This is a genomic window from Serratia sp. EC4 (genome assembly GCF_059652115.1).
This window is the reverse complement of sequence record NZ_JBNIDE010000002.1, coordinates 378,010-398,667: the sequence shown is the minus strand read 5'-3', so window position 1 is coordinate 398,667 and position 20,658 is coordinate 378,010. Positions and strand designations below refer to the sequence as shown.

Annotated in this window: 22 protein-coding genes; 6 read left to right on the top strand and 16 right to left on the bottom strand. The window is 64.2% G+C overall.

Annotated elements, in window-relative coordinates; all coding sequences use genetic code 11:
- Positions 1-3: 3 nt before the first annotated feature.
- Genes bioD through bioB form a run of 4 tightly spaced genes read right to left on the bottom strand, consistent with a single transcriptional unit; the run spans position 4 to position 3,610 of the window.
- Positions 4-678, bottom strand: a complete 675-nt coding sequence (bioD, locus tag ACP39K_RS08570) for a dethiobiotin synthase (protein WP_089184344.1) — start codon at positions 676-678, stop codon at positions 4-6.
- Positions 671-1,438 (bottom strand): malonyl-ACP O-methyltransferase BioC, encoded by a 768-nt coding sequence (gene bioC / locus ACP39K_RS08565; protein WP_089184343.1) that lies wholly within the window; start codon positions 1,436-1,438, stop codon positions 671-673. Before bioC ends, bioD begins: the two co-directional genes overlap by 8 nt.
- Positions 1,422-2,573: an 8-amino-7-oxononanoate synthase gene (gene bioF, locus ACP39K_RS08560; protein ID WP_060444167.1), complete on the bottom strand. Its 1,152-nt coding sequence runs from the start codon at positions 2,571-2,573 to the stop codon at positions 1,422-1,424. Before bioF ends, bioC begins: the two co-directional genes overlap by 17 nt.
- A complete protein-coding gene (bioB, locus tag ACP39K_RS08555; protein ID WP_028127661.1) occupies positions 2,573-3,610 on the bottom strand; it encodes a biotin synthase BioB in 1,038 nt (345 codons plus the stop codon). Before bioB ends, bioF begins: the two co-directional genes overlap by 1 nt.
- A gap of 88 nt (positions 3,611-3,698) precedes the next feature.
- Between bioB and bioA the strand changes: the two genes are divergently transcribed.
- Positions 3,699-4,973, top strand: coding sequence for an adenosylmethionine--8-amino-7-oxononanoate transaminase (gene bioA / locus ACP39K_RS08550; RefSeq protein ID WP_089184342.1), 1,275 nt, complete (start codon positions 3,699-3,701; stop codon positions 4,971-4,973).
- Positions 4,974-4,977: 4 nt separating this feature from the next.
- Here the strand turns inward: bioA and ACP39K_RS08545 are convergent, their stop codons facing one another.
- Positions 4,978-5,379, bottom strand: a complete 402-nt coding sequence (locus ACP39K_RS08545; RefSeq protein ID WP_025301916.1) for a YkvA family protein — start codon at positions 5,377-5,379, stop codon at positions 4,978-4,980.
- A 2-nt stretch (positions 5,380-5,381) separates the two neighbouring features.
- Entirely contained in the window at positions 5,382-5,657 is a 276-nt protein-coding gene (locus ACP39K_RS08540; protein WP_004939805.1) for a metal/formaldehyde-sensitive transcriptional repressor, read from the bottom strand.
- A 78-nt stretch (positions 5,658-5,735) separates the two neighbouring features.
- On the opposite strand from ACP39K_RS08540, the gene dmeF reads away from it, so the two are divergent.
- On the top strand, positions 5,736-6,704 hold the full coding sequence (dmeF, locus tag ACP39K_RS08535) for a CDF family Co(II)/Ni(II) efflux transporter DmeF (RefSeq protein ID WP_072009686.1): 969 nt from the start codon (positions 5,736-5,738) through the stop codon (positions 6,702-6,704).
- A 32-nt stretch (positions 6,705-6,736) separates the two neighbouring features.
- Positions 6,737-7,219, top strand: coding sequence for a kinase inhibitor (locus ACP39K_RS08530; RefSeq protein WP_016928694.1), 483 nt, complete (start codon positions 6,737-6,739; stop codon positions 7,217-7,219).
- A 65-nt stretch (positions 7,220-7,284) separates the two neighbouring features.
- Here ACP39K_RS08530 and pgl read toward each other — a convergent pair whose 3' ends face one another.
- Positions 7,285-8,280: a 6-phosphogluconolactonase gene (pgl, locus tag ACP39K_RS08525; RefSeq protein ID WP_089184341.1), complete on the bottom strand. Its 996-nt coding sequence runs from the start codon at positions 8,278-8,280 to the stop codon at positions 7,285-7,287.
- A 178-nt stretch (positions 8,281-8,458) separates the two neighbouring features.
- Here pgl and ACP39K_RS08520 point away from each other — a divergent pair, with 178 nt between their 5' ends.
- Positions 8,459-9,277 carry a pyridoxal phosphatase gene (locus ACP39K_RS08520; protein ID WP_089185313.1) on the top strand — a complete coding sequence of 273 codons (819 nt, stop codon included), beginning with the start codon at positions 8,459-8,461 and terminating at the stop codon, positions 9,275-9,277.
- 31 nt (positions 9,278-9,308) lie between these two features.
- Here the strand turns inward: ACP39K_RS08520 and modC are convergent, their stop codons facing one another.
- From modC to ACP39K_RS08475, 9 genes are all read right to left on the bottom strand, one after another.
- Complete coding sequence (modC, locus tag ACP39K_RS08515; RefSeq protein WP_016928697.1) at positions 9,309-10,376, bottom strand: molybdenum ABC transporter ATP-binding protein ModC; 1,068 nt, start codon at positions 10,374-10,376, stop codon at positions 9,309-9,311.
- On the bottom strand, positions 10,377-11,066 hold the full coding sequence (modB, locus tag ACP39K_RS08510) for a molybdate ABC transporter permease subunit (protein WP_016928698.1): 690 nt from the start codon (positions 11,064-11,066) through the stop codon (positions 10,377-10,379).
- Positions 11,063-11,836 (bottom strand): molybdate ABC transporter substrate-binding protein, encoded by a 774-nt coding sequence (modA, locus tag ACP39K_RS08505; RefSeq protein ID WP_033641052.1) that lies wholly within the window; start codon positions 11,834-11,836, stop codon positions 11,063-11,065. Before modA ends, modB begins: the two co-directional genes overlap by 4 nt.
- 158 nt (positions 11,837-11,994) lie before the next feature.
- Positions 11,995-12,144, bottom strand: a complete 150-nt coding sequence (locus ACP39K_RS08500) for an AcrZ family multidrug efflux pump-associated protein (RefSeq protein ID WP_004939813.1) — start codon at positions 12,142-12,144, stop codon at positions 11,995-11,997.
- Positions 12,145-12,290: 146 nt separating this feature from the next.
- Positions 12,291-13,052 carry an ABC transporter ATP-binding protein gene (locus ACP39K_RS08495; protein ID WP_406948068.1) on the bottom strand — a complete coding sequence of 254 codons (762 nt, stop codon included), beginning with the start codon at positions 13,050-13,052 and terminating at the stop codon, positions 12,291-12,293.
- Positions 13,053-13,075: 23 nt separating this feature from the next.
- The gene (locus ACP39K_RS08490; protein WP_033641054.1) at positions 13,076-14,101 is read right to left on the bottom strand and encodes a FecCD family ABC transporter permease; all 1,026 of its coding nucleotides are present in this window, start codon (positions 14,099-14,101) and stop codon (positions 13,076-13,078) included.
- A 1-nt stretch (position 14,102) separates the two neighbouring features.
- Positions 14,103-14,858 (bottom strand): class I SAM-dependent methyltransferase, encoded by a 756-nt coding sequence (locus ACP39K_RS08485; protein WP_049299445.1) that lies wholly within the window; start codon positions 14,856-14,858, stop codon positions 14,103-14,105.
- 1 nt (position 14,859) lies between these two features.
- Positions 14,860-15,855, bottom strand: coding sequence for an ABC transporter substrate-binding protein (locus tag ACP39K_RS08480; protein ID WP_089184340.1), 996 nt, complete (start codon positions 15,853-15,855; stop codon positions 14,860-14,862).
- 4 nt (positions 15,856-15,859) lie between these two features.
- Complete coding sequence (locus tag ACP39K_RS08475; protein WP_497008424.1) at positions 15,860-18,022, bottom strand: TonB-dependent siderophore receptor; 2,163 nt, start codon at positions 18,020-18,022, stop codon at positions 15,860-15,862.
- 188 nt (positions 18,023-18,210) lie between these two features.
- On the opposite strand from ACP39K_RS08475, the gene modE reads away from it, so the two are divergent.
- Positions 18,211-19,002, top strand: coding sequence for a molybdenum-dependent transcriptional regulator (modE, locus tag ACP39K_RS08470; RefSeq protein WP_497008423.1), 792 nt, complete (start codon positions 18,211-18,213; stop codon positions 19,000-19,002).
- Positions 19,003-19,092: 90 nt separating this feature from the next.
- On the top strand, positions 19,093-20,580 hold the full coding sequence (gene modF / locus ACP39K_RS08465) for a molybdate ABC transporter ATP-binding protein ModF (RefSeq protein WP_089185312.1): 1,488 nt from the start codon (positions 19,093-19,095) through the stop codon (positions 20,578-20,580).
- Positions 20,581-20,658 lie beyond the last annotated feature (78 nt).

The window sequence follows — 20,658 nt, the reverse complement described above, 5'->3', positions numbered from 1 at the left end:
TGTTTATAGCAGGCTGATGTCCAGATACTGCCCCAACCGCGCCCGTTCGGCCTGCGGCAGGTGCGGGATTTCGCCCAGCAGCGGCGCCGGCAGCATGCGGCACAGCGTGGCCAGGTATTCCTGATGCCGCCGCCCCGGCGGCGTCACGTCGTTGGCGATCCAACCGGCCAGCGTCAGCCCCGCCTGTTGCACCGCCTGCGCCGTCAGCACCGCGTGGTTGATGCACCCCAGTTTGATGCCCACCACCAGGATCACCGGCAGTTGCTCCTGCCGTACCCAGTCGGCGAAGGTGTACTCCGCCGACAGCGGAGTAAACCACCCGCCGGCGCCCTCGACCAGCACCCAGTCGGCGCGCTGCTCCAGCCGGCGCAGGCCGTCGGACAGCCGCGCCGCGTCGATCGGCCGGCCTTCATCGGCGCTGACGATATGCGGCGAGGTCGGTTCGGCAAAAACGTAAGGGTTCACTTCGTCGTAATCCAGCGCCACGCCGCTGTTGGCCTGCAGCGCCAGCGCGTCGCCGTTGCGCAGCCCCTCGGCGGTCATTTCGCTGCCGGAAGCGACCGGCTTATAGCCGGCGCTTCGGTAACCCGCCCGGTTGGCGGCCTGCAGCAAGGCGCTGCTGGCGACGGTTTTCCCCACTTCGGTGTCGGTGCCGGTCACGAACCAACGTTTAATCACGATAAATCACTCCATAAGCCAGATGATAGCTGAGCGGGAACTGCCCCTGCCGGCACGGGTAAGCCGCCTGCAACGCGGCGAGACGGCCGCGCGACATCAGGCCGCCCTCGCGCCCCTGATGCAAATGCGTCGCCCCGATGCCCTTGAGCGAACGCATCAGCGTCATCACGTCCGGGTAGTTCAGGGTGCGTAATTCCGTCACCAGCTCGTGTCGATAGGTAGCGCAGGCGGCGCGGATCTGCGTCAACGGCAAAAAGGCGTTCACGTGACGTTCGCCGTCCACCTGTTGCCAGGCGTCCCCCAATTCCTCCAGCGAGCCCGCCGCCAGCGTGGAAAACAGGATCACGCCGCCGGGACGGGTCACGCGATACAGCTCCGCCAGCGCAGCGGGCAGATCGCTGCACCACTGCACTACCAGGCTGCTGAAACAGATGTCCATCGCCGCGTCGGGCAGTGGCACCTGTTCGATATCGCCCAGCAGATAATGGTGCGCCGCCTGTTGCTGACGGGCGAACGCCAACATCCCCGGCGCCAGATCGAGCGCGGTCACCTGCTTGCCGCGCTCGCGCCACATACGGCTGAAATAGCCGGTGCCGCAGCCGGCGTCCAGCAGCCGTTCGCCCGGGTGGGAACTCCCCATCCCCAGTAAGCGCTCGCCAACGTCACGCTGCAGCGCGGCGGCGGCGTCGTAGCTGCCGGCCGCGCGGCTGAAGGCCGAGGCGACCGCCTGTTTGTTCACCCTGTCATTGGCTGACGTCATGCAATACCTCCAGCAGGCGATCGATGTCCTGCGGCTGGTGCGCCGCCGTCAGGGTAATGCGCAGCCGCGCGCCGCCCGGCGGCACCGTCGGCGGACGGATGGCGCTCACCCACAGCCCCCGCTCGCGCAGGCGGGTCGCCAGATCGAGCGCGCGTTGATTGTCACCCACCAGCAGCGGCTGGATGGCGGTGTCGGAGTCCGTCAGGGTCAGCGCCAACGGCGCCGCGCCCTGGCGGAAACGGCGAATATTGTCCTGCAGCCGGGCGCGCAGTTCATCACCCTCTTGAATGCAGGCCAGCGCCGCCTGCAGCGCGCAGGCCTGCGCCGGCGGCATCGCGGTGCTGTAAATCAGATGGCGGGCGAACTGCAGCAGATACTCGGCGGTCGCCTCATCGCACAGCACCGCCGCGCCGCTGACGCCGAACGCCTTGCCGAAGGTCGCCACCAGCAGTTCAGGGCGCACGCCCTGCTGCCAGCAGCTGCCGCGGCCTTGCTCGCCGCGCACGCCGACGCCGTGGGCATCGTCCACCATCAGCCAGGCGCCCGCCGCGCGGGTCAAGCGGTACAGTTCCGCCAATGGCGCGCCGTCGCCGTCCATGCTGAACACCCCTTCGGTCACCGCCAGCCGCTGCCCATCGCAGGGTTTGGCCAGCAAATCCGCCAAAGCCTGCGGCTGATTGTGCTGGAACCGGCGCAGCTCGGCCGGCGACTGCGCCGCCGCCTCCAGCAGCGAGGCGTGGCTGAGGCGATCGGCCAAAATGCGATCGCCCTTCTGCATCAACGCCGCCAGCACCGCCTGGTTGGCGGCGTAACCGGAGATGAACAGCAGCGCGCGCGGATAGCCGAGCCACGCCGCCAGTTGCTCTTCCAGCGCCTGATGCGCCACGCTAAAGCCGGTGACGTGGCCCGAACCGCCGCTGCCGACGCCGTAACGCTGCGCGCCCTGCTGCCAGGCGGCGATCACCCGCGCATCCTGGCTAAGCCCCAGGTAGTCGTTACCGGAGAAGTTCAGATAGAGACGATCGTCGAGCCGGATCTGGCGGCCGTTGCCGCCCTCGGTGGCCTGTCGCCGACGGTAGGCGGCGTTGAGGCGCCGCTCCGCCAGCGCCTGCTCGATGCGTTGTGGCCAGCTCATCACGGCGCCGCGTTGTAAAACTCGGCGGTATCGGCGTTCAGCAGTTGCTTGGCCAGCACCTGCTGTTGCTGGTTGTCGCCGTGTTCGGTGGCGGTCTGCTGCGGGTTCAATCCCAGCTTGCGGAACAGCTGCAGATCCTTATCTTCTTCCGGATTCGGCGTGGTCAGCAGCTTGCAACCGTAGAAGATGGAGTTGGCGCCGGCCATGAAGCACATCGCCTGCGTCTGTTCGTTCATCTGTTCACGGCCGGCGGAAAGGCGGACATAAGAGGATGGCATCATGATGCGCGCCACCGCGATGGTGCGGATGAAGTCAAACGGATCGACGTCGTCGTTATCCGCCAGCGGCGTGCCTTTCACCTTCACCAGCATGTTGATCGGCACGCTCTCCGGCGGTTTCGGCAGGTTGGCCAGTTGCACCAGCAGCCCAGCGCGGTCGCGCACCGTTTCACCCAGCCCGACGATGCCGCCGGAGCACACTTTGATGCCAGCGTCGCGCACCTTGTCGAGCGTATCCAGACGCTCCTGGTAGCTGCGGGTGGTGATGATGTTGCCGTAGAACTCCGGCGAGGTGTCGAGGTTATGGTTGTAGTAATCCAATCCGGCTTCCGCCAACCGCTCGGCCTGAGTACCGTCAAGCGTGCCCAGCGTCATGCAGGTTTCCATGCCCATCGCTTTCACGCCCTGCACCATCTGCTGCAAATAAGGCATATCGCGCTCGTGCGGGTTCTTCCACGCCGCGCCCATGCAAAAACGGGTCGAGCCGTTCGCTTTGGCTTTGCGCGCCGATTCCAGCACCTGCTCAACCTGCATCAGTCGCTCCGACTCCAGGCCGGTCTTGTAGCGTGAGCTCTGCGGGCAGTATTTACAGTCTTCCGGGCAAGCGCCGGTTTTGATCGACAGCAGCGTGCTGACCTGCACCTGACGCGGGTCGAAGTGCCGGCGGTGTACGGTTTGCGCTTCGAACAGCAGTTCAAGCAGCGGTTTATCAAACAGGGCCTGGGCTTGCCCTACTGTCCAGTGAATGCGATCGGCCATCATGGCGTCTCCAAAACGAAAAAGTGTCGCCAGTTTAAATATTGTGGATATACTGTCAACCAATCTTAATTCAATTTGGTTTACAAGTATGTCTATCACCGCTTCCGACCTGGCGTTTGACCAACGCCATATCTGGCATCCCTACACCTCCATGAGCCGCCCGTTGCCCTGTTACCCGATCGAGTCGGCCAGCGGCGTCGAGCTGCAGCTGGCGGATGGCCGGCGTCTGGTGGACGGCATGTCCTCCTGGTGGGCGGCGATCCACGGGTACAACCATCCGAGTCTGAATCAGGCCGCCAGTCAGCAACTGGAGAAGATGTCGCACGTGATGTTCGGCGGCATCACCCATCCGGCCGCCATCTCGCTGTGCCGTCGGCTGGTGGAGATGACGCCGGAAGCGCTGCAGTGCGTGTTCCTGGCGGATTCCGGTTCGGTGGCGGTGGAAGTGTCGCTGAAGATGGCGCTGCAGTATTGGCAGGCGCGCGGCGAGCGCCGGCAGCGCATCCTGACGCTGCGCCACGGCTATCACGGCGATACCTTCGGCGCGATGTCGGTCTGCGATCCGGACAACTCGATGCACAGCCTCTATCAGGGCTATCTGGCGCCGCACCTGTTCGCCACCGCGCCGCAGTGCCGCTTCGATGAGGAATGGCGCGAAGAGGACATTGCGCCGTTCGCCGCGCTGCTGGAGCAGCACGCCGGTGAAGTGGCGGCGGTGATCCTGGAACCGGTGGTGCAAGGCGCCGGCGGCATGCGCATCTACCACCCAACCTACCTCAAGCGGGTGCGCGAGCTGTGCGATCGCCATCAGGTGCTGCTGATCGCCGATGAGATCGCCACCGGCTTCGGCCGCACCGGCAAGCTGTTCGCCTGCGAACACGCGCAGGTGGTGCCGGACATTCTCTGCCTGGGCAAGGCGCTGACCGGCGGCTACATGACGCTGTCCGCTACCCTGACCACCCGCCACGTAGCGGAGACCATCAGCAACGGCGCGGCCGGCTGCTTTATGCACGGGCCGACCTTTATGGGCAACCCGCTGGCCTGTGCGGTGGCGGACGCCAGCCTGGCGCTGCTGGCGGAAAATCGCTGGCAGGCGCAGGTGAGCGCCATCGAAGCCCAGTTGAAGCGGGAACTGCTGCCGTTGGCGGCGCTGCCGAAGGTGGCGGACGTGCGGGTGCTGGGGGCGATTGGGGTGGTGGAGATGCGCGAACCGGTGGATGTCGCCGAGCTGCAGCGCGGGTTCGTCGAGCGCGGGGTATGGATCCGGCCATTCGGCAAACTGATTTACCTGATGCCGCCTTACATCATCGAAGCGGAACAGCTCAGCCGCCTGACCGCCGCCGTGGCCGCCGCCGCGCGTTAATGCCTTACCAATGCTGGTCCAGATAGCGGGCCAGCAATCCCAGACACAGCAGCCAGAGTAAAATGATCATCGCCGCCGCCATGCGGCCGGTGGGGTTATCGACGCGCTTTTGCGCCTTCTCGCGCAGCTCGGCCATCAGCGGTTTGGGGATCAGGCGCACCGCCAGCATGATACCCAACGGCACGATGATCACATCGTCCAGATAGCCCAGCACCGGAATGAAATCCGGGATCAAATCGATTGGCGAGATCGCATAGCCGGCCACCAGCAGCGCGATGAGCTTGGCGTACCATGGGGTGCGCTTATCACGGGCGGCCAGCCACAGCGCGTAGATATCGCGTTTGATGCCTTTGGCCCAACGGCGCAACCAACCGAACCACGGCGTGCGTTTTTTCAGTGAAATCATGATTACTTCATATAAGAACGTAAAACGGTCATCAATTGCTCGATGTCCTGCTCACGCTGCTGCGGCGTAGCGTCCGCGGCAGCCAGATGTTCGCGCACATGCCCTTCCAGCACCTGCGCCATTAAACCGTTGACCGCGCCGCGCACCGCCGCGATCTGCTGCAGAACAGCAGAACATTCGCCGCCGCTCTCCAGCGCGCGCTCCAGCGCTTCGGCCTGCCCTTTAATGCGGCGCACCCGCGCCAACAGCTTCTTTTGATCTCTGAGGGTATGGCTCATTATTTCCGCTCGATTGTTATTTACTATACTGGGGTATAGTATATTCCAGCACACTACCTTTTGCTGAGGAACTTCACCATGACGTCTCACGCGCCCGCTTTGCACCGCGAGCACAGCCACGTTTTTGACGATGGTAACCCATTGGCCGAAAGAAACACCAGATGGGCGGTGATACTCACCGCCAGTATGATGGTCATCGAGATCGCCGGCGGTTGGCTGTTTAACTCGATGGCATTGCTGGCCGACGGCTGGCACATGAGCTCGCATGCGCTGGCTCTGGGCTTGTCGCTGCTGGCTTACGGCGCCGCACGCCGGTTGGCCAAGGATCGCCGCTTCAGCCTCGGCACCTGGAAAATAGAAGTGCTGGCCGGTTACACCAGCGCGGTGTTGTTGGTGCTGGTGGCGGCGCTGATGCTGTTCCAGTCCGCGCAGCGGCTGCTGAATCCCAGCCCGATTCATTACAACGAAGCCATCGCCATCGGTACGATCGGGCTGGCTGTCAATCTGCTTTGCGCCTGGCTGTTGCGCGGCGGCGGCCACCATCACCACCACGGGGATAACCACGATGACCCTCATCATGACCTCAACCTGCGCTCCGCCTATATCCACGTCATCGCCGACGCCGCCACCTCGGTGTTGGCCCTCGTCGCGCTGTTTGGCGGCAAGCTTTGGGGCGCCGCTTGGCTCGATCCGTTGATGGGCATCGTCGGCGCGATGATGGTGGCCGCCTGGGCCTATAGCCTGATGCGCGATAGCGGGAAGATTTTGCTGGATGCCGAAATGGACGCCCCCGTGGCGCAAGAGATTCGTCAGACCCTGGCCACTTCCGGCCACCCACTCACGCTGACCGATTTGCACGTAGGCCGCATCGGTAAAGGAAAATATCATTGCGTCATCGCCCTGAGCAGCGCCGATCGCGCCCTCACCGCCGATCGTGTGCGCCAACTGTTGGCCGCGCATCCCGAACTGGTGCATGTCACCGTCGAGATCAACCGTCCGCCGTTGGCGCAAGGGGTTGTATTGTTCCACCGAAAAGATCTAGCTTAGGGGTCCGCGTTTATCGATAACTGGGAGTCATTATGGCTTTTCGTTTGTACAGCAACGATCTGCAGGACGGCGGCACAATGCCGCAGACGCAGGTCTTCAACGGCATGGGCTACCACGGCGATAACCTGTCGCCGCACCTGGCCTGGGACGGCGTGCCCGAGGGCACCAAGAGCTTCGTCGTCACCCTGTACGATCCCGACGCCCCAACCGGCTCCGGCTGGTGGCACTGGGTGGTGGCCAATATTCCGGCCGACGTGCGTGAGCTGCCGCAGGGCGCAGGCTCCGGCAAAGCGCCGCTGCCGAGCGCCGCGCTGCAAACCCGTACCGACTTCGGTTCGGCCGGTTACGGCGGCGCCGCGCCGCCGAATGGCGAAAGCCACCGCTATCAGTTCACCGTGCACGCGCTGGACGTGGAAAGCATTGAGGTGGATGAAGGGTCCAGCGGCGCACTGGTGGGCTTTAACGTGCATTTCCACAGCCTCGGCAGCGCCACGCTGACGGTGATGTTCAACTGATCCCCCGCCCATAAAAAAGCGCGGTCAACCGCACCGCGCTTTTCCACTCTGGCCTGGCCGACGAATTACTTCGCCAGCACGCTGACCCACATCGGGCCTTTGCCCACCGGATAACGCGCCAGCGTAGTCAACTTACCGCTGGCCTGATCAATTTCATGCACCGCGATGTGATCGGACTTCTGGCCGGACGAAATCACGAAGCGGCCGCTGTGATCGATATTGAAACCGCGCGGCTGCGTTTCGGTCGGATAATAGCCGACCACGCTCAACGTGCCGCCGTCTTCGGAGACGCTGAAGAGGGTCAGAATGCTGGCGGTGCGATCGCTGGTGTACAGGAAGCGGCCGTTCGGCGTGATATGAATGTCCGCCGCCCAGCGGGTGCCGTCGAAATCGTCCGGCATGATATCCAGCGTTTGCGTCACGGTGTATTTGCCGCCGTTTTCCGAAATCGCCAGCACGTCCACCGTGCCGTTCAACTCATTGACGCAGTAGGCGAACTTGTCGTTATGGTGGAACGCCATATGGCGCGGGCCGGCGCCGGCGGCGATATCCACCGCCTCCTGCGCGTGCGGCGTCAGCTGGCCCGCCTGGCTCAGGTTGAACAGACGGATGCGGTCTTCTTTCAGACACGGCACCAGCACCAGCTGGTTGGTCGGATCGATGTTCGCCGAGTGCGGCGCGCTCAGGCCGTCGATCTGTTGGATCGGCGCCGTCACCACGCCGTCGTGGCCGATCGGGCTGATGCTGGCGCAGTTGCCGCTGTAGGAGGCGGAGAACAGGTAACGCCCCTGCAAATCGGTGGAGATATGGGTCGGGCTGCCCGGCAGCGGCGCCATGCCGGCCTGCTGCAGCGTGCCGTCCGCCTCGATGCGGTAGCTGACGATGCCGAACGCCGGACGCACGCCGACGTACAGGTGGGTCTTGTCCGGATGAAGGGTCATCGGCTGCACCTGGCCCGGCACGTCAACGGTTTGCAGCAGCGCCAGCGCGCCGGCGTCGTCCAACTGCCAGACGTGGATCTGCTGGCTCTCCGGGCTGGCGACATAAACGATTTGCTTCATGTGTTCTCCTTGCAAAGGGTAAAAGAGGAACCGGTTTCAGGCCGTTCGATTGCTCCTAGCTTACCGCACATCCGTCGCATGGCAACCCTGCTTAGCACCGGAAGCTCACGCGGTTTTCTCCATAGGCTATCCGGTGTACCATCGGATTAATTTTATGGCTAACGATAACGAGAACCCTATGAGCTACCGCGTCATCGCCCTCGATCTTGACGGCACCCTGCTGGACAATCAAAAACGCATCTTACCGCAGTCGCTGGAAGCGCTGGCGCAGGCGCGCGCCGCCGGCGTCCAGGTGGTGGTGGTCACCGGCCGCCATCACGTCGCCATCCATCCGTTTTACCAGGCGCTGCAGATAGATACCCCGGCCATCTGCTGCAACGGCACCTACCTGTATGATTTTCAGCAGAAAAAGGTGCTGGCCGCCGATCCCTTGGCGAAGGAGCAAGCCAAGCAGGTGCTGCAGATGCTCAAACAGACCGACATTCACGGGCTGATGTACGTTGACGATGCCATGCTGTATCAGGAGCCGAGCGGCCATGTGATTCGCTCGCTGGCCTGGGCCGAAACCCTGCCGGCGGCGCAGCGCCCGACGCTGCTGCAGGTCGGCAGCCTGACGCAGGCGGCCGACGACGCGCAGGCGATCTGGAAATTCGCCACCTCGCACGCCGATATTCCGGCGCTGCGCGAGTTTGCCGACACGGTGGAAAAAGAGCTGGGGCTGGCGTGCGAATGGTCCTGGCACGATCAGGTGGATATCGCCAAAGGCGGCAACAGCAAAGGCAAACGCCTGCGCCAATGGGTGGAGTCGCAGGGGCTGAGCATGGATCAGGTGGTGGCGTTCGGCGACAACTACAATGACATCAGCATGCTGGAAGCGGTCGGGTTGGGCGTGGCGATGGGCAACGCCGATGACGCGATCAAGGAACGCGCCGATCTGGTGATCGCCGATAACCTGCAGCCGGGCATCGCCGAAGTGATCCGCACCCGCATACTCTAGTTTTTTCGCCCTCCCACCGGGAGGGCCTGCCTTAGCGGCTCTCGCGGCTGATCGACACGCTCTTCACCTGCGCGTACAGCCACTGCCCGGGGCGGATCGCCAGTTCATCGCGCGCCCACGGCGTGATCCGCGCCCACAGCACGTGTTCCCCGACCGCCAGCTTCACTTCCACCTGCCCGTCCACGTCCAGACACTCGCTGACCTTGGCCGGCAAGACATTGCGAATGCTGCTGTTGACCGGCGGTTGCAGCACCAGCGAGACGTCGGCGGCGTTGATGCGAATGCGCAGTTGGGTGCCCAATTCGGCGTCGATGCCGCTGACCCACAGCCGTTGATCGCCGAGCGCCAGCGCAGTCATGGCATAGCGTTGATGATGCTCAATCACGCTGACGCGCAGCACGCTGCTCTGATCTTCACGTTGCAGCCACGGCCGCAGCGCGCTGCTGGCCCAGACGGCTTCCAGCCCGCCGAACGCGCGCACCTCACCGCGATCCAGCACCATCACCTGCTCGGCCAGCCGCAGGATCTCGTCCAGGCTATGGCTGACGTAGAGGATAGGGATGTTCACGTCCTGCGCCAACCGCTCCAGATACGGCAGCAGCTCGCGTTTGCGCGGCAGATCGAGCGAGGCCAGCGGTTCGTCCATCAGCAGCAGTTCCGGCGCCGTCAGCAGCGCGCGGCCGATCGCCACCCGCTGTTTTTCACCGCCGGAGAGCGTCAACGGCAGCCGATTAAGCAGCGGCCCGATGCCCAGCAGCTCGACAATGGTATTGAACTGCGCGCGCATGCCGGCCGCCATGCCGTACTGCAGGTTGCCGCGCACCCGATAATGCGGGAACAGGCGCGCATCCTGGAACACGTAGCCGATACGGCGCTTTTCCGGCGGCAGGCAGAGGCCCGCGGCGGTATCCACCAGCGTGCGGCCATTGAGCGCGATGCGCCCCTGCTGTAAACGGGTCAGGCCGCCGATGGCGTTGATCAATGAGGTTTTTCCCGCGCCGGACAGGCCGAAAATCGCGGTGATGCCCTGCGCCGGCAAATCGGCGCGGACGTTGAGATTAAGGTCGCCCAGCTGCTGCGAGAAATCCAGCTCCAGCATTTACGCCCCCATCCGTTTGCGGCCCCAGCGGGCCAGCCATTCGGACACCATCAGCGAAGCCAGCGACAGCACGATGGCGATCGCGCACAGCCGCGCGGCGGCGGCCTCCGCCCCCGGCGTTTCGATCAGCGTATACATCGCCAGCGGAATGGTGCGGGTTTCACCGGGAATGTTGGAGACGAAGGTGATGGTGGCGCCGAACTCCCCCAGCGAGCGGGCGAAGGCCAGCACCACGCCGACAATGACGCCGGGCAGCGACAGCGGCAGCGTGATGGTGAAAAACACCCGCCACGGGTTGGCGCCCAGCGTGCGCGCCGCCAGCTCCAGCCGAGTGTCCACCGCCTCCAGCGCCAGCCGAATGGCGCGCACCATCAGCGGAAACGCCACCACCGCCGACGCCAGCGCGGCGCCGCGCCAGCTAAAGCTGAAGCTGAAACCGAACCAGTCGTACAGCCGCTCGCCGATGACGCCGCGCCGCCCCATGGCGATCAGCAGCAAATAGCCGACCACCACCGGCGGCAGCACCAGCGGCAGGTGAATGACGCCATCCAGCAGCGCTTTGCCGGGAAAACGGCAACGCACCAGCACCCAGGCCATCAGAATGCCGAACGGCAGGCTGCAGACCACCGCCAAACCGGAGACTTTCAGGCTCAGCTCAACCGCCTGCCACTCATACTCGCTCAGAATCATTTACGCGGGGTGAATCCATAATGTTCGAAAATAGCGGCCGCTTCCGGACTCTTCAGATAGGTATAGAAAGCGCTGACCGTCGGAGTTTGACGATCTTTCACTATCGCCATCGGATATTCAACCGGTTTGTGGCTGTCTTCCGGGAACACGCCCACCACTTTCACCTTGTCGCTGGCGACCGCATCGGAGCCGTAGACGATGCCGAGCGGCGCTTCACCGCGTTCCACCAGCGCCATCGCGCTGCGCACGTTGTTGGCGCGCGCCAGTTTCGGTTCCAGCGCGCTCCAGGCGCCCAGATGCTCCAGCGCCTCTTTGGCGTAGATGCCGGCCGGCACGTGATCCGGATCGCCCACCGCCAGGCGGCCGCCGCTGAGCAGCTTGGCCCAGTCGGTCTGCTTGTCGATGGCAATCTTGTCTTGTTTATCGCTCTTGGCGGCGATTAGCACCAGTTCGTTGCCCAGCAGCGTGTAACGGGTGTCTTTCACCATCTGCTGCTTGTCGATGGCGTAATCCATCCACTGCTGATCGGCGGAGATAAACAGATCGGCCGGAGCGCCCTGCTCAATTTGGCGCGCCAGCGTCGAGGACGACGCAAAGGAGGAAACCACCTGCACGTCCTTGCCTTTTTGATATTGGGTGGCGATGTCCTGCAGCGCGTTGGTCAGCGACGCGGCGGCGAACACGGTGATCTTTTCCGCCGCCGAAGCCTGAGCCACCAGGCCCGATGCCAGAACGATCCCGCCAACCCATTTGGTCCATTGCTGTTTCATTGTTTTTCTCCGCAAGTTAACGTGCATTATCACTCTTCGTTATATAAAAAATAATATAACGTTGCGCGAAAGCTTGTCATGCGGTTTATCGGCAAAGCGTGAGATAACTTGAGGAATGCCCGCCGGGGGATGCCGGCGGGTATCGGGATGGGGAACGGTCAGTGCTGGGTGCGGTTTTCTTTCGAACGGCCCACTTTGGAGAAGACGTTGAACACTTCGCCAAAACCGTAGATCAGGCCGAGAATGAGCGCCATGACCACCGGCACCATCACCACGGCGAACAACAGACTTTTCAATAATTCCAACATGATAGCCTCGCTTAACTGCCCATTGAGCGGCAAATGCCTTTCACCGCATATCGGGTTATTCTAACCCAAAAAAATCGCTAAAACCGGAGTTATTTTAGCCAGCGAGGCGAAATTGTGATCGGCCAAACGTGCCCTTTCAGCCTCCCTCATCCCGGCGCGGGGTAATAGATCAACGGCGGCGCATAGCCGGCAGGCGCCGCCAGCTTGGCCTCCACACCGTATACCGCGTGAATGTTCTCCGGCGTCAGCGCCTGCCGCGGCGCGCCCGCCGCACAGATCCCGCCCCGCTGCAGCAGCGCGATCCGATCGCAATAACAGGCCGCCAGATTCAGATCGTGCAGCGTCACCACCACGCTGAGTTTCAGCCGCCGCAGCAAGGCCATAAACTGCTGCTGATGGGCGATATCCAGATGATTGGCGGGTTCGTCCAGCAGCAGCCACGGCGTTTGCTGCGCCAGCGCGCGCGCCAGATGCACCCGCTGCCGTTCACCGCCGGACAGCCGCTGCCAATCGCGATCGGCCAGGTGGCTGATGCCCACTTGCTCCATCGCCTGCCCGGCGAGGCGGCGATCCTCGGAACCAAAACCACGCCAGCGGCTGACATGGGCCAGACGCCCCAACAATACCGCCTCCTTCACCGGCAGCGCGAAGGCGCCGGGGGCGGATTGCTCGAGAAAAGCGATGCGCCTGGCGCGTTCCCGCCCGGAAAATGCGGCGATTTCGCGCCCTTCCAGCCAAACGCGGCCGCCGGCGGCGGGCTGCAGCCCGGCCAGCAGCTTAAGCAGCGTCGATTTACCGCTGCCGTTGACGCCGAGCACGCCGGTGATCTCACCGGGCAAGGCGCAAAAACTGAGATTTTCCAGCACAGTGCGCGCCCCCGCTCGCCAGCTCACCGCTTCGGCGCACAGGCCGGATCGCGCTTTTTCAATCGTCATGCATTGACCTTTCGATACAGCAACAGCAGGAATATCGGCACCCCCAGCAGCGCCGTCAGCACGCCGACCGGCAGCTCGCGCGGCGCGAACAGCGTTCTGGCCAGCGTGTCCGCCGCCACGGCGAACAAGGCGCCGCACAGCGCGCTGGCCGGCAACAGCAGCCGATGCCGCGAGCCCACCAGCCGCCGGGCGACATGCGGCACCGTCAGCCCGATAAACCCCACCGCGCCGCTGAACGCGACGATCGCCGCCGTCAGCGCGGTGGTCACCACATACAGCAGCAGCTTCAGCGGGGCCACCGCCACCCCCAGCGAAGCGGCGGTCACGCCGCCAAACGCCAGCGCGTCCAGTTCGCCCGCCCGCAGCCAGCAAAGCAGCAGCGTCGCCGCCAGCGCCAGCCCGCACAGCCCGACCTGCGGCCAGCGCGCGTCGCTGAACGATCCCAGCAGCCAGAACATCACGCCGCGCGTGGCGTTGGCGTCCGCCTGCCAAAGGGTGATCAGCGAAGTCAGCGCGGAGAGCAGCTGCGTCACCGCCACCCCGGCCAGAATAAACAGCGTGGACTCCCCCTCCAGCGAACGTCCGGCCAGCAGCATCACCAATGCAAACGCCGCCAGCGCGCCGATAAACGCCCCGCCGGACACCGACAACAGGCCGCCCCCCAGCCCCAACACCAACACCGTCACCGCCCCCACGCCGGCGCCGGAGGAGATCCCCAGCACCCAGGGATCGGCCAGCGGGTTGCGGGTCAGCGACTGCAGCACGGTGCCCGCCAGCGCCAGCCCGGCGCCGGCCAGCGCCGCCAGCAGCGCGCGCGGCATCCGCAGCGACCAGATGATGCGCTGATACACCTCGGCATCGGTCTGCGCACCGCCGCTGACGCCGAGCACGATGCGCCAGGCGTCGTGCCACGCGATCGGCGCGGGCCCCGACAAGGTGGCGCCCAGCAGGGCCAGCGGCAGCGCCGCCGCCAGCAGCAACAACCCGCCGGCCTCACGGCCGGGCAGTAACCGCCGGCTCATGCTATTTCCAGCCTGCGATCACATAGTCGTCCAACAGTTGCCATACCGTCCCCGCCTCGCTGAAACCGGCTTGTCTGAGGGCCGCAAGCTGGAAATCCACCGGTGTCGGCGGCGGTACCGGCCGGCCGGCGAACAGCGCTTCGCGCTCGGCCTGATAAGCGGCCAAGGCCGGCGATTGCAGTGCGCCGGCGAACCAACGATCCCAATCCTCAACGCCGCTGTCCCAGGCGTGTTGTTGGGTCTGCTCGTCGTGCCGTTCGGCCAACGCTTTCAGCCGTGGCTGACGGTGGTCATAGCGCTGATGATCGGCATTGAGGAATACGCCGCCGGCGGCCAGCAGCCCGGCGACGTTACGGTACAACGCCAGCTGCTGCTCCGGCATCAGCCAGTGCAGCGCCGTGCTGGACACCGCCGCCTGCGGCGTGGGGCCGGACAGCACGGAAAAACAGGCAGGATCCGCCAGATCGGCCTGCAGAATGCGGATCCGATCGCCGTACGCCGCCAGCGCGCCGCGCGCCACCGCCAGCAGCAGCGGATCGAGATCGATGGCGGTCACTCTGGCCTGCGGAAAACGCTGCAAAATACGCAGGCTCAGCGATCCCGGGCCACAGGCCAGATCCAGCACGTGAAAATCCTGGCCGACGGCCAGCGCCAGCACGTCCAGTTGGGCGTTAAAACGCGCTTCGCGTTCGGCGATGTAAGCCGCCTGCTGGCGATCCCAGGAGTCCAGCAGCGAAGAGAATGAAACGGCAGTCATATCAAGGTTCCTTGTTGGAAAGCGTCGGAGTCTGCGGCGGCAAGGCCGCCAGGCCCCGAATCAAACGGCCCAGCGCCGCCACGGTGCGGGCGGAAGGGTCCATGTCGTAACCGGGGAGGATCACGTAGTGCCGCTGACGTACGGCGCGCAGCGTAGCGGTCAGCGGGTGATGCTCCAGAAAGGCGATCTTGTCGGCCGCGCTGTCCCCGAAGCCGCCGCGCGGCAGATCGCCAAGCACGATCGCATCCGGATCGCGGGCGGCGATAATCTCCCAGGATACCGTCGGCCACAGCTCGGGCAGATCGCCGAACAGGTTCTCGCTGCCGACGCTGCGGCTCAGCAAACCTGGCGCGCCGCAGCAACCCGCCACGTAGGGCGTCTGCGTGCCGGCATACCACCACAGCAGACGCCGATGCGGCAATGACGCGCGCTGCGGTTCGAGCGCCTTCAGCTGCTCGCGCAGCCGCGCGATCAGCGCTTCACCGGCGCGGCCAGCGTTAAAAATGCGCGCCAGCTCCCGCAGCTCGGTGAAAATGTCTTCGAACGTCAGCGCGGCGGCGATCGCGCTTTGCTGGCCGCTGCAGGCGCCGGGAGAGAGATAAGTATCGATGCCCCATTCCGCCAACCGCGCCCGATCGGGCGTTTCCGGGCTGTGCAGCCAGTAATAGCTGGCCGAATAGACAAAATCCGGCCGCATCAGCAGCAACGCTTCCGCCGTGGGCGGCGCCGGGCCGACGGGCGCCCGCAGCGTATCGGCCGACGCCGTCGGCGCGGGATCGCGCGTGCGGTCATACCCGACCACGCCGATCGCACGGCTAGCCAGCCCCAGCGCCAGCAGGTTTTCCAGCGCCGGATTGGCGTAGACCAGCACCCGCTGCGGCGGCTGCGGATAATCGCGCATTGCCCCGCAATTGTGCAGGCTGACGGCATAGGCGTGCAGCGGCACGCCCCAGCCCAATCCCAGGGCGCACAACAACAGGTAAAGCGAACGTTTCACGACGTCAGAACCTGACCGACACGAAGGTTTCATAGCTGCGCGGCGGCGCGATCAGCGCCTGATCCGGGTAGGTGCGCTGATAGGCGTACAGCTGGTTGGTGGCGTTGCGAATGCGGAAACCGACATCGACGATCGGCGTCAGCTGATAATCCGCCGCCAGATCAAGCGTGGTGTACGCGCGCATCTTGCGCTGGTTGGCGTCGTCGTTGTAACTGCTGCCGACATAGCGCAGCGAAGAAGCCAGCCCCAAACATTCCGTCGCCTGATAATGCACGCTGAGGTTGGCGGTCCAGTCCGGGATATAGGCCGGGCGATTGCCGTTGTAGCTGCGCAGCGGGCTGCCGCCGCGATAGTCGTCGTAGCGGGCGTGCGTATAGGCGGCGTTGCCGGCCAGCTCCCAACGATCGTCGGGACGCAGCACCACGCCAAGCTCGATGCCGCGCGACGTCTGCCTGCCTACCGCGTTCAACGCATCCGGCCGCTGCGCATCGGGCACAAACAGGTTGTCCTTGCGCAGTTCATACAGCGCCAGCGTCGCCTCGCCCTTGTTACCCCAAAACTGCCCTTTGGCGCCGGCCTCCCACTGGCGCGCTCGCGTCAGCGGCAGATCGGTCTGCGTCGGGCTGAGGAAGAACAGATCGTTGCCCGGCTCCTGGCCGGTGGTGTAGTTGGCGTAAAGCGTGAGGTTATCGGTCAGCGCATAGCTGGGGCCCAGGCTCCAGGTGCTGAAAACATAGGTGCGCGCGCGGCTCTCTTCCTGCGGCCCCTGGAAGCGCCAGTCCATGTCCATATGGTTGTAGCGCAGTTGGCCCAGCAACGCTAAACGCTCGGTCAGGCTGAAGCGATCTTCAAGAAAAGCGGCGTACTGATTCTGAGTAACGTGGCGCACCGGCGCGCGTTGACTGGCGGTGCCCTGAGCGAACGGTTCTCTGGGCGGCGCGCCGAGCGGCACGTCCTCGGAGCCGGGGAAACCGTTGGAGTAGTACTGAAAATGCCGCTTGCTCAGATCGAAGCCGACCAGCAACCGGTTATCGAAACCGGCGATAACGCGATCGAACACCAGCGAACTGCGGTTGCCGATCAGATCGTCGTCGTGCGCCAGAGCGCCGAAAGAGTCGCGGTTGACGTCGCCGGGCCGGGCCGCCGCCGCGACGCGGAAACGCTCGACGTTGCGCCATTCGCGAAAGCCGCTGTAGTAATAGAATTGGTTATGCCACTCCACTTCGGGCGTCATAAACCAGTCCAGACTGGCCTGAAACGCGGTGGCGTTGCTCTGGATGCGGCTGTCGGTCAGGTTGTTGTAATTGATGTCGCGCAGCTCGCCGGCAATGCGCCCATCCAGCAGCGGCGTGCCGTAGTAAGGGTTGTTGGTGCGGTTGAGCATGCGGTCCAGGCTCAGCGTCAGCAACGCATCGTCCGTCAATTTAAGCAGCAGCGAGCCGGAAACCCGCTTCTGCCGATCGCGTTCATACTGCACGTTGCTGCCGCTGTCGTTGCCGCTGACGTCTAACCGGTACGCCACCGCATCGTCCACCAGCGCGCCGCCGGCCCCCAGATGCATACGCTGGCTGCGGTAGCTGCCGAAGCCATAGTCGAGTTCAACCGGCTGGCGGCTGAAGGTCGGCCGCCGCGAGATCAGGTTGACGCTGCCGCCTGCGGCGCTCAGCCCGTTCAATGCCGACCCTGGCCCGCGCAGCACCTCAATGCTGTCGTAATGCGCCGGATCGCCCAGCTGCAGCGTGCTGCCGGGCATCTCTACGCCGTTATACAGCCAGGCGATCGGCCGAAAACCGCGCGCGGAAAAGTTGTTGGACAACGTTGGCGAAGCGACGCCGGACAGACCGGTGGCGCGCTCGACGGCGGCGGCCAGCGAGCGATCGCCCCGCTGTTGGATCGCCCGCGCGCGGATGATATCGACGCTGCGCGGCGTCTCCCGAGCGCTCAGCCCGAGCTGTGACGCGCTGCGGCTCAGGGCGTTCAACGCATCGTAACGCCCGGCGGAGGCCGCCGCCTCCACGGTGAGCTGTTCTTCACATCCTGTGACATTGCGAGCTTTATCGCAGTCGGCGGCGAAAGCCAGCGGCACCGTCAGTGCGCCGCCGACCCATGCGGCGGCAAGGCATAAAGATTTTTTGGGCGTGCCAAGACGCCGGCGTGTCGTACTCATGTGGTGCATCCCTGTGGTGAAATAAAAACCGGCCGCAGCCGGCGCAAAGCCTTATCGTTTTTCTGTTATGTTATATTATAACAATAAAGCAATGCCAGTCTTTATTACCCCGCTCTCCAGCGCACGGCGTTTGGCGCTTTGCCGCCAAATCGGCGACAATAAGATTTTTGCCGCCGACAGGATGCGCTATGCAGGCCGAAATTCTTCTGACTCTCAAACTCCAGCAAAAGCTGTTCGCCGATCCGCGCCGCATCGCGCTGCTGAAACAGGTGCAGCACACCGGCTCCATCAGCCAGGGCGCCAAACTGGCGGGCATCAGCTACAAAAGCGCTTGGGACGCCATCAATGAGATGAACCAGCTGGCGGAACACACGGTGGTGGACCGCGCCACCGGCGGAAAAGGCGGCGGCGGCGCGCAGCTGACGCACTACGGCCAGCGGCTGATCCAGCTGTATGACCTGCTGGGCCAGGTGCAGCAAAAGGCCTTCGACGTGTTGCAGCAGGACGATCTGCCGCTCGACAGTCTGCTGGCGGACATCTCGCGCTTTTCGCTGCAAACCAGCGCGCGCAATCAATTTTTCGGCACCGTCATCGATCGCGATCATCAGCAGGTGCAGCAGCATCTGGCGATCTTGTTGAACGACGGCAGCACTCGCCTGACGGCGGCCATCACCCAGCAAAGCGCCGACCGGCTGCAACTGACGCCAGGCAAAGAGGTGCTGGCGCTGATCAAGGCGCCCTGGGTGCGGTTAAGCGTCGAGACGGCGGAACATGCCGACGCGGATAACGCGCTGGCGGGCGTGGTGGCCGGCATTCAGCCAGGCGCCGAACACAGCGAGGTGCTGGTGACGCTGGCGGGGGGCGAAACCCTGTGCGCCACGCTGACGACGGCGGAGTTGCAGCGCCTGCAGCTGAGCGTCGGCGCCGCCGTACACGCCCTGTTCAACGCCGACCACGTGATTGTCGCCACGTTGTGTTAAGCGCAACGTAACGTTGCATTTTTGTTGATTGACATCCCCCTGCAATGCGCCTATTTCTAAGGCAAATAATTGCAAAAAAAGGAACAGGTGATGTCGTCGTTGCATATTTCGCAAGGTTCATTCCGCTTAAGCGATACCCGCACCCTGACGCTGGATGCACTGGCGATCCAGGCCGGCGACAGCTGGGCCTTCGTCGGCGCCAACGGCAGCGGCAAATCCGCCCTGGCGCGCGCGTTGGCCAACGAACTGCTTATGCTGAGCGGTGAACGCCGCAGCGACTTTCAGCACGCGGTGCGCATCTCCTTCGAACAGCTGCAAAAAATGGTCAGTGACGAGTGGCAACGCAACAACACCGATCTGCTCAGCGCGGACGAAGACGACACCGGCCGCACCGCGGCGGAGATCATTCAGGAAGAGGTGAAAGACGCCGCGCGCTGTGAGCGGCTGGCCGCGCAGTTCGGCATCACCGCCCTGCTGACGCGCCGCTTCAAATACCTCTCCACCGGCGAAACGCGCAAGACCCTGCTGTGCCGGGCGCTGATGCCCGAGCCCGACCTGCTGATCCTCGACGAACCCTTCGACGGGCTGGACGTGCACTCGCGCGCGCAGCTCGCCGCGTTGCTGAGCGAGCTTTCCGCCCAGAGCCAAACCGTGGTGCTGGTGCTCAACCGGTTCGACGAAATACCGGATTTTGTCCGCCAGGTGGGCGTGCTGGCGGACTGCACCCTGACCAGCCGCGGGCCGCGCAGCCAGGTAATGGCGGACGCGCTGGTGGCGCAGTTGGCGCACAGCGAAAACCTCAGCGGGCTGGCGCTGCCGGAAACCGAGGATCCGACGCAAAAAGTGGCCCTGCCGGCGGATCGGCCGCTGATCGTCCTGCGCGACGGCGTGGTCAGCTATAACGATCGGCCGATCCTCAATCATCTCGACTGGCAGGTTAACCCCGGCGAGCACTGGCAGATCGTCGGCCCGAACGGCGCCGGCAAATCCACGCTGCTCAGCTTGATCACCGGCGATCATCCACAGGGCTACAGCAACGATCTGACGCTGTTCGGCCGCCGCCGCGGCAGCGGGGAAACCATCTGGGAAATCAAACGCCATATCGGCTACGTCAGCAGCAGCCTGCATCTGGATTATCGCGTCAACACCAGCGTGCGCAACGTGGTGCTGTCGGGGTTCTTCGATTCGATCGGCATTTATCAGGCGGTCTCGGATCGTCAGCGGCAGCTGACAGAGCAATGGCTGGCGCTGCTCGGGCTCAACGGCGCGCGCGGTGACGCCCCGTTCCACAGCCTTTCCTGGGGCCAACAGCGGCTGGCGCTGATCGCCCGCGCGCTGGTGAAACACCCGGCGCTCCTGATCCTCGACGAGCCGCTGCAGGGGCTGGATCCGCTCAATCGCCAGCTGGTGCGCCGCTTTATCGACGTGCTGATCGGCCAGGGCGCCACCCAGTTGCTGTTCGTCTCGCACCATGCCGAAGATGCGCCGCAGTGCATCACTCACCGCCTCAGCTTCGTGCCCGACGGCGAAGGCGGCTATGGTTACCAACAGCAACGGCTGGAGGCGGCCTCCGCCTGAAACGCGGCGTAAACATATCCGGCAACACTTCACCGCAGCACATCACATTTGGCCTTTTATCATAGAAAGGAAGAAGGC